Origin of the sequence: Streptomyces sp. NPDC021080, from assembly GCF_044333225.1 — a bacterium.
Taxonomy (GTDB): Bacteria; Actinomycetota; Actinomycetes; order Streptomycetales; family Streptomycetaceae; genus Streptomyces.
The window spans coordinates 179945-192974 of the sequence record NZ_JBIRQM010000008.1; the positions used below are offsets into that span (position 1 = coordinate 179945).

Annotated in this window: 12 protein-coding genes; 8 read left to right on the plus strand and 4 right to left on the minus strand. The window is 68.5% G+C overall.

Features of this window, described 5'->3' with window-relative positions; genetic code table 11:
- The first annotated feature begins 42 nt into the window (after positions 1-42).
- From ACH4S8_RS21365 to ACH4S8_RS21375, 3 genes are all read left to right on the plus strand, one after another.
- Positions 43-975, plus strand: a complete 933-nt coding sequence (locus ACH4S8_RS21365) for a hypothetical protein (protein WP_398396240.1) — start codon at positions 43-45, stop codon at positions 973-975.
- Positions 976-1210: 235 nt separating this feature from the next.
- Positions 1211-1990: a calcium-binding protein gene (locus ACH4S8_RS21370; RefSeq protein WP_398396242.1), complete on the plus strand. Its 780-nt coding sequence runs from the start codon at positions 1211-1213 to the stop codon at positions 1988-1990.
- Between the two features lie 227 nt (positions 1991-2217).
- Positions 2218-3153: a hypothetical protein gene (locus ACH4S8_RS21375; RefSeq protein WP_398396244.1), complete on the plus strand. Its 936-nt coding sequence runs from the start codon at positions 2218-2220 to the stop codon at positions 3151-3153.
- Positions 3154-3167: 14 nt separating this feature from the next.
- On the opposite strand, the gene ACH4S8_RS21380 is transcribed toward ACH4S8_RS21375, so the two are convergent.
- Together ACH4S8_RS21380 and ACH4S8_RS21385 are read right to left on the minus strand one after the other, a co-directional pair.
- On the minus strand, positions 3168-5567 hold the full coding sequence (locus ACH4S8_RS21380) for a cation-translocating P-type ATPase (protein WP_398396246.1): 2400 nt from the start codon (positions 5565-5567) through the stop codon (positions 3168-3170).
- A gap of 112 nt (positions 5568-5679) precedes the next feature.
- On the minus strand, positions 5680-5955 hold the full coding sequence (locus ACH4S8_RS21385; RefSeq protein WP_398396248.1) for a DUF2530 domain-containing protein: 276 nt from the start codon (positions 5953-5955) through the stop codon (positions 5680-5682).
- A 236-nt stretch (positions 5956-6191) separates the two neighbouring features.
- On the opposite strand from ACH4S8_RS21385, the gene ACH4S8_RS21390 reads away from it, so the two are divergent.
- Positions 6192-7643, plus strand: a complete 1452-nt coding sequence (locus ACH4S8_RS21390; protein ID WP_398396250.1) for an NCS2 family permease — start codon at positions 6192-6194, stop codon at positions 7641-7643.
- Positions 7644-7689: 46 nt separating this feature from the next.
- Here ACH4S8_RS21390 and ACH4S8_RS21395 read toward each other — a convergent pair whose 3' ends face one another.
- Positions 7690-7872 carry a ribbon-helix-helix protein, CopG family gene (locus ACH4S8_RS21395; RefSeq protein WP_015659639.1) on the minus strand — a complete coding sequence of 61 codons (183 nt, stop codon included), beginning with the start codon at positions 7870-7872 and terminating at the stop codon, positions 7690-7692.
- A 144-nt stretch (positions 7873-8016) separates the two neighbouring features.
- Between ACH4S8_RS21395 and ACH4S8_RS21400 the strand changes: the two genes are divergently transcribed.
- The 4 genes from ACH4S8_RS21400 to ACH4S8_RS21415 all read left to right on the plus strand — a co-directional run bounded on the left by ACH4S8_RS21400 (position 8017) and on the right by ACH4S8_RS21415 (position 12307).
- Complete coding sequence (locus ACH4S8_RS21400) at positions 8017-8454, plus strand: MarR family transcriptional regulator (RefSeq protein WP_339130041.1); 438 nt, start codon at positions 8017-8019, stop codon at positions 8452-8454.
- Positions 8455-8780: 326 nt separating this feature from the next.
- Complete coding sequence (locus ACH4S8_RS21405; RefSeq protein WP_398396253.1) at positions 8781-10145, plus strand: MFS transporter; 1365 nt, start codon at positions 8781-8783, stop codon at positions 10143-10145.
- A gap of 295 nt (positions 10146-10440) precedes the next feature.
- Entirely contained in the window at positions 10441-11016 is a 576-nt protein-coding gene (gene thpR / locus ACH4S8_RS21410; protein ID WP_398396255.1) for an RNA 2',3'-cyclic phosphodiesterase, read from the plus strand.
- A 298-nt stretch (positions 11017-11314) separates the two neighbouring features.
- Entirely contained in the window at positions 11315-12307 is a 993-nt protein-coding gene (locus tag ACH4S8_RS21415) for an aldo/keto reductase (protein ID WP_398396257.1), read from the plus strand.
- A 151-nt stretch (positions 12308-12458) separates the two neighbouring features.
- Here the strand turns inward: ACH4S8_RS21415 and ACH4S8_RS21420 are convergent, their stop codons facing one another.
- Complete coding sequence (locus ACH4S8_RS21420) at positions 12459-12893, minus strand: hypothetical protein (protein WP_398396259.1); 435 nt, start codon at positions 12891-12893, stop codon at positions 12459-12461.
- Positions 12894-13030 lie beyond the last annotated feature (137 nt).

The window sequence follows — 13030 nt, forward strand, 5'->3', positions numbered from 1 at the left end:
GACCGACCACCGTCGGGGCCCCTGTCTCCACGTGGGGATCGCATGCGCATTCGTGCCACCGTGGCCGCCGTCTCCGGCGCCCTGGCTCTCTCCGCCTTCGTCGTGCCGGGAGCCCACGCCGCCGACTCCTCCTCGTACCGCGCCGACGTCGCCAAGGTGCAGGAGGCCGCCCGCGCCGCCTCGGGCAAGACCCCGTACACCGGTTCCACCGGCGCTGTCGACGGCGTTCCGTACGACCTGAACGTCTCCTTCTCCAACTTCAAGGTCAACGGCGGCAAGGCCATCACCGTCGGTGTCAGCAACCACGTGACCGTCCCGGTCACCTACACCCTGACGCACGGTGCCGACGTCGACATCACCGCCGACGACTTCCTGAACGGCCCGTACCTGTACAAGGGCTCGTTCGACGAGCCGGCCAACACGCTCTTCGGCAACGCTCCGGGCACCTGCTCCGCCACCTCGGCGACGGCCGCCTCCTGCAAGGCCGTCATCGACATCTACCCGGCCGAGGGAGAGCTCCTCAACTCGGACGCGGGCGCCTGGAAGGCGGCCGGCCTGGCCATCGCGTACAACGGCGAGGACCCGTCCAGCGAGGACATCGACCTGAGCAAGGTCGGTGTCGCGGACCAGGGCGGCTTCACCTCGCCCAACGTCCAGCGCTACTCCAAGCTGACGGTCAACGCTTCGCCGGAGCCGGTGAAGAAGGGCAGGACCGTCACGGTCACCGGCAAGCTCTCCCGCGCCAACTGGGAGGACAACGCCTACCACGGCTACACGGGCCAGTCGGTGCAGCTGCAGTTCCGCAAGAAGAACAGCGACACGTACACCACGCTGAAGACGGTCAAGACGGACGGCACCGGCAACCTGAAGACCACCACGACGGCCACCGTCGACGGTTACTTCCGCTACAGCTTCGCGGGCACCTCGACCACCCCGGCCGTCAAGGCCACGGGCGACTACGTCGACGTGCAGTAACACCCGGACGGTTCGAAAGATCCCGAATCCCCGGCCCTCGGGCCGGGGATTCGCGTCTGTCCGCCCCTTCGTCTCCGGCTTTCGTGAAAAAAAGTTCACCTCGCGTACAACTTTTCGCATGCGTGGTCGATCTTCTCTTCCGGGTCAACAGACCCGACCATCACTTGGGCCCCACGACCGCGAGCCGTCAGGACCGACCACCGTCGGGGCCCCCTGTTTTTCACGTGGGGATCGCATGCGCATACGTGCCACTGTGGCCGCCATCTCCGGCGCCCTGGCTCTCTCCGCCCTCGCCGTGCCTGCCGCGCAGGCCGACGAGGTCAGCGGGGACACCACGATCTCGAGCGTCGTGGTGAACGGCGGTACGCCGGTCGTCGTCGGCGCGACCGCCAAGAAGACCATCAAGGTCAGCTTCACCGCCAAGGACGCGTCGGGCGTCGACTGGGCACAGGCGATCCTGTACCACGGCGCGAGCATCGAAGCGGCCGACAGCGGTGCCGTCGCCAACAGCAGCGACGGCCGTGCCACCTGCACCAAGGTCAGCACCACGACCTCGACCTGCACGTCGACCTTCGACATGGAGCCGGGCGCCAACCTGATCGACTCCGTGGCCGGCGGCTGGAAGGTCTGGGCCATCGCGGCGGGCAAGGACGGCGACTACACGCAGAAGGACAACGCCAAGGGCTTCCAGGTCCAGCGCCTGTCGAAGCTGACGGTCGACGCCGCTCCGGAGCCGGTGAAGAAGGGCAAGACCATCACGGTCACCGGCGCCCTGACCCGCGCGAACTGGGACAACGGCAAGTACCAGGGGTACACGGGCCAGTCGGTGCAGCTGCAGTTCCGCAAGAAGAGCAGCACCACCTACACCACGCTCAAGACCGTCAAGACGGACGGCACCGGCAAGCTGAAGACCACCACGACGGCCACCGTCGACGGTTACTTCCGCTACAGCTTCGCGGGCACCTCGACCACCCCGGCCGTCAAGGCCACGGGTGACTACGTCGACGTGCAGTAACACCCGGCGCGGTCCGGCATCGGCGTGACCTGAATCCCGGGCCCCAGGGCCGGGGATTCAGGTCGGTTCGGCGGGGCTTCACAAAAACTTCACCCCGCGTACAACCTTTTGCGCGCCAGGGCGATCATGTCTTCCGAGTCAACAGACTCCATGATCACTTGGGCCCCTGCGAGCACGAGCCGTCAGGGCCGACCACCGTCGGGGCCCTTTCTCCATATGGGGATCGCATGCGTATTCGTGCCACCGTGGCCGCCGTCTCCGGCGCCCTGGCCCTCTCCGCCCTCGCCGTACCCGCCGCCCAGGCGACGGGCGGCCACTCGTACAGCCACGACGACGTCCAGAAGGCCGCGCAGGCCGCGCGCGAGGCCACCGACGGCAAGTCGGCCTACACCGGCTCCACGGGCGAGGACGCCGAGCCGTACCCGCTGGACGTCACCTTCTCCGCCGTGAAGGTCAACAACGGCAAGCCGATCGCGGTGGGCGTCAGCAACAAGGTCACGGTCCCCGTCACCTTCACCGTGACGCACTCCGAGGACGTCGACATCCACGCCGACGACACGTACCTGGACGTCGAGCTCTACCGCGGCGACTACGAGACGCCGGACAACTGGCTGGTCGGCCCGGACTGGCCGGTCTGCCACGACGTCTCCGCGACGAAGGCGAACTGCACGAGCACCATCGAGGCCGACCCGACCTGGGACATGGTGGGCAACGAGGACGCCACCACGTGGAAGGCCGACGGTTACCTCCTCGACTTCAACGACCAGGACCCGCTGGGCGAGGACATCGACTGGAGCCAGGTCGGTTTCGCCGGGGCCGACAACCTCGGCTCCGTCAAGGTCCAGCGCTACTCCAAGCTGACGGTCAACGCCGCTCCGGAGCCGGTGAAGAAGGGCAGGACCGTCACGGTCACCGGCAAGCTCTCCCGCGCCAACTGGGACGACTTCGCGTACCACGGCTACACGGGCCAGTCGGTGCAGCTGCAGTTCCGCAAGAAGAACAGCGACACGTACACCACGCTGAAGACGGTCAGGACGGACGGCACCGGCAACCTGAAGACCACCACGACGGCCACCGTCGACGGTTACTTCCGCTACAGCTTCGCGGGCACCTCGACCACCCCGGCCGTCAAGGCCACGGGTGACTACGTCGACGTGCAGTAGCCGATGACGTAGCCCTACGCGGGAACGCGGCGGTCGGCCCGCCTCCACAGGAACTCCAGGACGGCCGCCGCGATCACCGAGATCAGCACCGCGATCCACGGCATCGTCGTGCCGACCAGCTTCAGCGCGAAGAAGTGCTGCAGCCTCGGCACCACGAGCACGAGCAGGAACGCCCCGCCCATCGAGGCGACGAGGCAGATCCGCCACCAGGTGTAGGGCCGGGCGATGATCGCGAGCACCCACATCGAGACCAGGAACAGCGTCAGCGTCGCGGCGCTCGTCTCCGCCTCCAGCGAGCCCTCACCCGTGTAGTAGTGGCGCGCGATCAGATACATCACGAAGGTCGCCGTGCCCGCGACGACCCCGCCCGGGATCGAGTACCGCATCACCCGCCGTACGAAGTGGGGCTGGGCGCGCTCCTTGTTGGGGGCGAGGGCGAGGAAGAACGCCGGGACGCCGATCGTCAGGGTGGACAGCAGGGTCAGGTGGCGCGGCAGGAACGGGTACTCGACCTGCCAGCACACCACCAGCACGGCCAGCAGCACCGAGTAGACCGTCTTCACCAGGAACAGCGTCGCGACCCGGGTGATGTTCCCGATGACCCGGCGGCCCTCCCCGACCACCGAGGGCAGGGTCGAGAAGCTGTTGTTCAGCAGCACGATCTGGGCCACCGCGCGGGTCGCCTCGGAGCCCGAGCCCATGCTCACCCCGATGTCCGCGTCCTTCAGGGCCAGGACGTCGTTCACGCCGTCGCCGGTCATCGCCACCGTGTGCCCGCGGGACTGCAGGGAGCCGACCATGTCCCGCTTCTGCTGCGGGGTGACCCGCCCGAAGACCGTGCCCTTCTCCAGGGACTCGGCCATCTCCTCGGGCTCGTCCGGCAGCCGGCGCGCGTCCACGACCTCGCCGGTGAGCCCCAGCTTTCCGGCGACCGCGCCCACCGACACCGCGTTGTCCCCGGAGATGACCTTGGCCTTGACGTCCTGCTCGGCGAAATAGCGCAGGGTGTCGGCCGCGTCCGGGCGCAGCCGCTGCTCCAGCACGACCAGCGCGGCGGGCCGCGCGGCCTCCGCGACGCCGGGGTCGCCGAGGTCCTTGGTGGTCCTCGCGAGCAGCAGCACCCGCAGCCCCGCCTCGTTGAGCCGCTCGGTCTCGGCGAGCGCCGCGTCCCCGGCGGGCAGCAGGACGTCGGGGGCGCCGAGCAGCCAGGTGCTCGACTCGCCGTTGCCCTCGCTGAAGCCGGCGCCGCTGTACTTGCGGGCGGAGGAGAAGGGCAGGGACTGGGTGCAGCGCCACTCCTCGCTGTCCGGGTAGGCGGCGATGATCGCCTGGAGGGAGGCGTTCGGCCGGGGGTCGGACTCGCCGAGTGCGCCGAGGACCTTGTGCAGATACCTTTCGTCGGTGTCGTGCAGGGGACGCAGCTCGGTGACGTCCATGCCGCCCTCGGTGAGGGTGCCGGTCTTGTCGAGGCAGACGGTGTCGATGCGCGCGAGGCCCTCGATGGCGGGAAGCTCCTGCACGAGGCACTGTTTCCGGCCGAGGCGGATGACGCCGATCGCGAAGGCGACGGAGGTGAGCAGGACCAGCCCCTCGGGGACCATGGGCACGATCCCGCCGACGGTCCGCGCGACGGAGTCCTTGAAGCCGTGCTGCTTGACGATCAGCTGGCTGATGATCAGACCGATCGCGGTCGGGATCATCATCCACGTCACGTACTTGAGGATCGTGGAGATACCGCTGCGCAGTTCGGAGTGGACCAGCGTGAACCGTGAGGCCTCCTCCGCCAGCTGTGCCGCGTACGCCTCCCGGCCCACCTTCGTCGCCGTGAAGGCGCCGCTGCCGGCGACCACGAAGCTGCCCGACATCACCGGGTCGCCGGCGTGCTTGACCACGGGGTCGGCCTCACCGGTGAGCAGCGACTCGTCGATCTCCAGCCCGTCGGCCTCCGCGCAGGTGCCGTCGACGGCGACCTTGTCGCCCGGCCCGATCTCGATGAGGTCCCCGAGCACGATCTGCGACGATCTCACCTCGGCGGCGACCCCGTCCCTGCGGACGGTCGGTCTCACCTCGCCGATGACCGCGAGCGAGTCCAGTGTCTTCTTGGCCCGCCACTCCTGGATGATGCCGATCCCGGTGTTGGCGATGATCACGTAGCCGAACAGGCTGTCCTGGAACGGCGCCACGAACAGCATGATCAGCCAGAGCACTCCGATGATCGCGTTGAACCGGGTGAACACGTTCGCCCGGACGATCTCGCCCACGGAGCGGCTGCTGCGGACGGGTACGTCGTTCACCTCGCCGCGTGCGACCCGCTCGGCCACCTCGGCGGCCGACAGCCCCTCGGCCCGCCGCGAGGCGGGTATGGGCACGGGGTGAACGGGATCGAGTCCGGCGCCCGCGTCGGTGTGGGTCATGCCTTCGACGGTACGTGCGGATATGCCGCTTCACCCGCCGAGTGGGCCGAAGTTCCGACTTGGGGAGGAGCCGCGGCGGCGGGTCGTGCTGCTGTGGGTGGAGAAGGGGCCGTTACTCCGTCACGGGGGTGGCGGAGGAGTCGGCCGCCAGGGCGCGCTTGATCGCCGCGTCGCGCTTGCGGACGTACCAGATGCCGATCAGTCCGAGGCCCGCGCCGGCCAGACAGGTCCACAGCCACCACAGGTGTCCGTGGTCGTCGAACCAGCCGTAGAACGGCAGCTGCACCAGGAAGAGGACGAACCAGAGGATCGTGCCGCCCGTGATGGTGGCGACGACGGGGCCCTCCAGGGGCTCCGGCGCCTCGTGCTTGGGGGTCCACTTCGCCATGTGCACAGCTTACGAGGGCCGGCGACCGGTTGTGTTCGCACCCGGCCTCCCCAGACGCGGCAAGGGTCTACGCGCGGAGATAGCGATTTGAGACTCATATGTTCATACTGAAACGGTCCGAGTCTGGCCAGTTGTATTCGTATGAAACACCAATAGTGGCCTGGGGGAACCTGTTGGTGAGCGACCACTGACCAGGCTCGATCACGTCCCGTCCCCCTGCACGTTTGAGGACCCGCATGTCCACCTCGGCCGCCACCAAGGCCCCCGCTCCGCAGGAGCCGGATTCCCGGCCCGCGCAGAGCGCCCTCGACCGCTACTTCAAGATCTCGGAGCGGGGTTCCAACCTCTCGCGCGAGATCCGCGGCGGGTTCGCCACCTTCTTCGCGATGGCGTACATCATCGTGCTGAACCCGATCATCCTGGGCAGCGCGAAGGACATGTACGGGCACCACCTCGACAACGGTCAGCTGGTCACCGCGACCGCGCTGACCGCGGCCTTCACGACGCTGCTCATGGGCGTCATCGGCAACGTGCCGATCGCGCTCGCCGCCGGCCTCGGCGTGAACACGGTCGTCGCCCTCCAGCTCGCGCCCCGGATGTCCTGGCCGGACGCGATGGGCATGGTGGTCCTCGCGGGCTTCATCGTGATGCTCCTGGTCGCCACCGGTCTGCGCGAGCGCGTCATGAACGCGGTGCCGCTCGGCCTGCGCAAGGGCATCGCGATCGGCATCGGCCTGTTCATCATGCTGATCGGCCTGGTCGACTCCGGCTTCGTCACGCGCATCCCGGACATCGCCCAGACGACGGTCCCGCTCCAGCTCGGCACCGACGGCCACCTGCACGGCTGGCCCGTCCTGGTCTTCATCCTCGGCACCCTGCTGACCCTCGCGCTCATCGTGCGCAAGGTGCCCGGCGCCATCCTCATCTCGATCGTCACCATGACGGTCGTCGCGGTGGTCATCAACGCCGTCACCACCATCCCGTCCTGGGGTCTGACCACCCCGAAGTGGCCCGGCAACCCGGTCGCCAGCCCGGACTTCGGGCTCATCGGCCAGTTCAGCCTCTTCGGCGGCTTCAGCAAGGTCGGCGTGCTGACCGGCATCCTCTTCGTCTTCACCGTGCTGCTGTCGTGCTTCTTCGACGCGATGGGCACGATCATGGGCATCAGCGACGAGGCCAAGCTGACGGACGCGCAGGGCAACATGCCCGGCATCAACAAGGTCCTCTTCGTCGACGGCATCGCCGTCGCCGCGGGCGGCGCCTCCTCCTCGTCGGCCACCACCTGCTTCGTGGAGTCCACGGCCGGCGTCGGCGAGGGTGCCCGCACGGGCTTCGCGAACGTGGTCACCGGCGCGCTCTTCGCCGTCGCCCTCTTCCTGACCCCCGTCGCCACGATGGTCCCGTCCCAGGCGGCCACCCCCGCGCTGATCGCGGTCGGCTTCCTGATCATGTCCCACTCGGTCAAGGAGATCGACTGGGCGGACTACACGATCGCCATCCCGGCCTTCGTGACCATGATGATGATGCCGTTCACCTACTCGATCACCAACGGCATCGGGATGGGCTTCATCACCTTCGTCGTGCTGCGCCTGGCGGCGGGTCGCGGCCGTGAGATCCCGGTCGCCATGTACGTGGTGTCCGCGGTGTTCACCTTCTACTACCTCATGCCGGCTCTCGGTCTGACCTGAGCGGCGTCAGCCCGAGCGGCATCACCGGCCTCGGCCGGGTGCGGGGTCATGTGACCCCGTAGAACTTCTCCGTCTCCTCGACGGCGGTCTGGAACCGCTCGTCGAAGTCGTCGCGAATGAGCGTCCGGACCACATAGTCCTGGACGCTCATTCCGCGTTTCGCGGCATGGTGACGGAGCCGTTCGAGCAGCTCCCCGTCGATACGCAGGCTGAGCACGCTGGTCCCCATGCAGTCGAGGGTCGCCGCTTCCCGACCGGATTCGGGTCACTTTCCGGAGCGATCTCACTCATATGAGTGATCCCCGCGGCGAATGGCGCGTTTCACGGCCACCCCATTGTTCTTTAGCGAGAGTAATGAGTTACGCTAAAGAACATGCCTGACCTCACCCATGGCGACGACGAAGCCGCCGTCAACGCCTTGCGCTCCGCAGTGATGCGGTTGTCACGTCGACTCAAGCACCAGCGGGTCGACGAGTCGCTGAGCCCCACCGAGATGTCGGTGCTCGGCACCCTCGCCCGCTGCGGCAGCGCCACGCCGGGCGAGCTCGCCCGCAAGGAGCACGTGCAGCCGCCGTCGATGACCCGCATCGTCGCGCTGCTGGAGGCCAAGGAGCTCGTCAGGCTGGAGCCGCACCCCGAGGACCGGCGCCAGAAGGTGGTGACGCAGACCGACAAGGCGGAGGCCATGCTCGAAGAGAGCCGCCGCAGACGGAACGCGTTCCTGGCCGGACTGGTCGAGGCCCTCGACGAGGACGAGTGGGCCAAGCTCCGCGAAGCCGCTCCCGTCCTGGAGAAGCTCGCGCACATCTGACCGTCGGCGGCCCTCTTTCGCTCCCCGATCCCGGCCGGGATCATCGGTCTCGGTCCGGATCACTGATGCCGGTCGGGATCACCGGTCTCGGTCCGGATCACTGATCTCGGCCCGGATCACCGGTCACGGACTGGATCACTGATCTCGGCCCGGATCACCGATCACGACCTGGATCACTGATCTCGGTCCGGATCGCCGATCTCGGCCCGGACCACCGCTCATGATCCGGATCACCGGTCACGGAGCACGGAGGGTCCGCCCTTCCCCACAAGCGCCGACGCCCCCCATGACGCCGACGTCCACGATCGCACTGGAGGCGAGCCCTTTTGAGTACGGGACCCGGAGCACACTCCGCCCCCGCACCAGCCACCCACGACTCCACAGCCACCCGCGACTCCCCCCGCTCCTCCTCGATGTTCAGCTCGCTGAAGATCCGGAACTACCGTCTGTTCTTCCTGGGCCAGGTCGTCTCCAACACCGGCACCTGGATGCAGCGCATCGCCCAGGACTGGCTGGTGCTCAGCCTGACCGGCTCCTCCGCCGCTGTCGGTATCACCACCGCCCTCCAGTTCCTGCCGATGCTGCTCTTCGGCCTCTACGGCGGTGTCCTCGTCGACCGTCTCCCCAAGCGCCCCACGCTGCTGGTGACCCAGACGGCGATGGCCCTCACCGGCCTCGCGCTCGCCTTCCTCACCCTCTCCGGCCACGTCCAGGTCTGGCACGTCTACCTCGCGGCCTTCGCCGTCGGCATGGCCACCGTCGTCGACAACCCGGCCCGCCAGTCCTTCGTCTCCGAGATGGTCGGCCCCGGCCAGCTGCAGAACGCGGTCAGCCTGAACTCGGCCAACTTCCAGTCCGCGCGCCTGGTCGGACCCGCCGTCGCGGGCCTGCTGATCACCGGCGTGGGGACCGGCTGGGCCTTCCTGCTCAACGGCCTGTCGTTCGTGGCCCCGCTGGCGAGCCTGCTGCTGATGCGCTCCCGTGAACTGCACGTCGTCGAGCGGGCGCCGCGCGCCAAGGGCCAGCTCCGCGAAGGCCTCCACTACGTCGCCGGCCGGCCCGAACTGATCTGGCCGATCGTCCTCGTCGGCTTCATCGGCACCTTCGGCTTCAACTTCCCCGTCTGGCTGTCGGCGTACGCGGACGACATCTTCCACGCGGGCGCCGGGGCCTACAGCCTCTTCAACACGCTGATGGCGCTGGGCTCGCTGACCGGAGCGCTGCTCGCCGCCCGGCGCGGCACGGCCCGGCTGCGCGTGCTGATCGCGGCGGCGATCGCCTTCGGAGCGCTGGAGGTGGTGGCCGCCACGGCCCCCACGCTCTGGCTGTTCTCGCTGCTGATGGTCCCCATCGGCATCTTCGGGCTGACGGTGAACGTCACCGCGAACACCTCGGTCCAGATGGCCACCGACCCGGCCATGCGCGGCCGGGTCATGGCGCTGTTCATGATGGTCTTCGTGGGCGGCTCGCCCCTGGGCGCGCCGCTGATCGGCTGGGTCACCGACGTCTACGGCCCCCGGGTGGGCTTCGCGCTCGGCGGACTGGTCTCGATGGCCGCGGCGACGGCGATCGGTCTGGTGCTGGCCCGCCTCGGCGGTCTGCGGGTTTCCCTCGGGTGGCATCACGGCCGCCCCCGGATCCGCTTCGTCCCGCGCGTACGGACCGAGGAGCAGCTCGCCACCGCGGTGTGACCGGACGGCTCGGGGGCGGCCGGCCCACACACGCGGCCGGCCGCCCCGGCCGTACTTCCAGCCGCTTCCCGCGCCCCTCTGCCGCCCCTCTGCCGCCCCCGCGCCCCTCTGCCGCCCCCGTGCCCCTCGGGCGGTCCCGGGTGCCTCTCCGGCGGTCCCGCGTGAACCCTGGGCCTGCCCGCCCCCCCCAGCGCCTCTCCGGTCCGTCTCCCGCGCCCCTCGGGAGGCGGCCGGTGCCGGCGGAGGCCTCGCACACTCCCGTGTGCTGATCGGAGTTCCCTGGAAGGCTGGCCCCATGAGACTCTTCGCGGCGGTACTGCCCCCGGCCGATGTGGTGCGTGAACTGGCCCTGGAAGTGGACGTGTTGCAGCGGATGCCGGGCGCGGACGCGTTGCGCTGGACGGGCCGGCCCGGCTGGCACTTCACCCTCGCGTTCTACGGGGAGGTGGCCGACGAGACCGTCCCGGATCTCGCGGAACGGCTGCTGCGGGCCGCCCGTCGCACCGACCCGTTCCCGCTGTCCCTGCACGGAGGCGGCCACTTCGGCGACCGCGCCCTGTGGGTCGGCGCCGCGGGGGACAGGGAGACCATGCGGCTGCTGGCGGACCGGGCGGGGGCGGCGGGCCGCAAAGCGGGCGTCGCGATGGAGGAGCACCGCCGTTACCGGCCGCATCTGACGGTGGCCCGCAGTCGCGCCTCCGCGGACTTCAAGCCGTACGTCGCCGCCCTGGACACGTTCGCCGGGACTCCCTGGACGGTGGGTGAGCTGTGTCTCGTCCGCAGCAACCTGCCGACCTCGGGAGTGCCCCGTGAGCAGCCCCGATACGAAACGGTGGCGAGCCGGCCGCTGGGGGCGGGCGACGGGAGGTGACGAGCGGGCGGTTAACCTCGATGGCGTGAACCCCAAGACCCGCAACCGCATCATGGCCGGTGTGCTCGTGCTGATGTTCTTCGTCGTCGCCATGGCGGCGGCGGTCAGATAGCGACCGCCATCGCCGGACCGCCTCACTGCCGGGCGAGACCGCGCTTCTCCAGCGGATCCTCGTACGCCTGGATCCGGGCGCGTAGGGCCGTGCCGGCGAGCGCGTGCTCTCCTGGGCCGACGGGGTCCCGAAGCCCCGAGTGGCACCCTTGCCTCGAGCGGGCTCGAAGGCGTTGGCTGGGGTTTCATGAAGTACACGCAGCTCGGACGCACGGGACTGAAGGTCAGCAGGCTGGTCCTCGGGACCATGAACTTCGGACCGCAGACCGACGAAGCCGACAGTCACGCGATCATGGATGCCGCGCTGGACGCGGAGCTGAATTTCTTCGATACGGCCAATGTCTACGGGTGGGGTGAGAACAAGGGCCGTACGGAATCGATCATCGGGAACTGGTTCGCGAAGGGCGGTGACCGGCGCGACAAAGTCGTCCTGGCCACCAAGGTGTACGGGAACATGGGCGCCGAGGGCGCTCCGTGGCCCAACCAGGACAAGCTCTCCGCGCTGAACATCCGACGGGCGGTCGACGCCAGTCTGAAGCGCCTGCAGACCGACTACATCGACCTCTACCAGTTCCACCACGTCGATCGGAACACTCCCTTCGAAGAGATCTGGCAGGCCATCGACGTCCTGGTGCAGCAGGGCAAGATCCTCTATGCGGGGTCCAGCAACTTCCCCGGTTACAAGATCGCCCAGGCCAACGAGATCGCCGCCCGCCGGGGCGGAACCATCGGCCTGGTCAGCGAGCAGTGCCTCTACAACCTCGCCGAGCGCCGCGCCGAGATGGAGGTCATCCCGGCCGCCGAGGAGTACGGGCTCGGTGTCATCCCCTGGTCGCCGCTGCACGGCGGACTGCTGGGCGGTGTGATCAAGAAGGAGGTCGAGGGCGGCCGCCGGGCGAGCGGCCGGTCCGCCGACGCCCTCGCCAGCACGGCCGTACGCGCCCAGATCCAGGCGTACGAGGATCTGCTGGAGAAGCACGGTCTGGAGCCCGGAGAGGCCGCGCTGGCCTGGCTGCTGACCCGTCCCGGGGTCACCGGCCCCATCGTGGGTCCGCGCACGGCGGAACAGCTCGGATCGGCGCTGCGCGCGGTGGAGCTGGAGCTGTCCCAGGAGGTTCTGGAGGGTCTCGACGAGATCTTCCCGGGCCCGGGTCCGTCCCCCGAGGCGTTCGCCTGGTGATGTCCTGAAGGCGGGTGTCGCAGGGCTGGATCCCCCCGGGCACACGACGAAGGGCCGGTTCGGAGGAGTGGTCCTCCGAATCGGCCCTTCGTCGTGATCACGGCCGTGCCGCGTCGGTCACGGTGAAACGGCGGTCACGGTGAAACGGCGGTCAGGCCGTTGTGGTGACCCAGCTGTCACAGTGCTCGAGATAGGTGCCGTCGGAGTGACCCCGGCATGCGCGGAACTTGAGCTTGTAGCCTTCCGCGAAGTCCTTGTTCTGCCACCGGGACTCGCCGGCCCCCAAGCTCATCCACACGGTTCCGCCGCGCACGAGCGTGCCACTGGGGTTGTAGAGATACCATTCGGCGACACCGGAAAATCCGTCCGCCCTGTTGTCGGAGACGAAGAACCAGTCGCCGTTCTCCTGGAATGCCGCACTCGCGTCTTCGTTGGGGCTGTAGGACCAGACGGCCGACCCGCTGGAGGACGGGCTGAGACCGGTGGCGAAGTCCTTTTCCCACGTGATGGCGGACGCCTGAGTGGAAAAGAGCATGAAAGCCCCCGCTGTGGCTGCAATGGCCGCCGCTATGCGCCTCTTGCGCATACACCCTCCCCGTGTGAATTTATTATCGACGTAGATAATTCTAGCGCGTACAGGGAGAAGGGTGTCAAATGGATTGAGTAATGCCGATGCCACCCCTGAAATATTCCGAATAATCCGGCATTGCTCGCCTTGTGCAC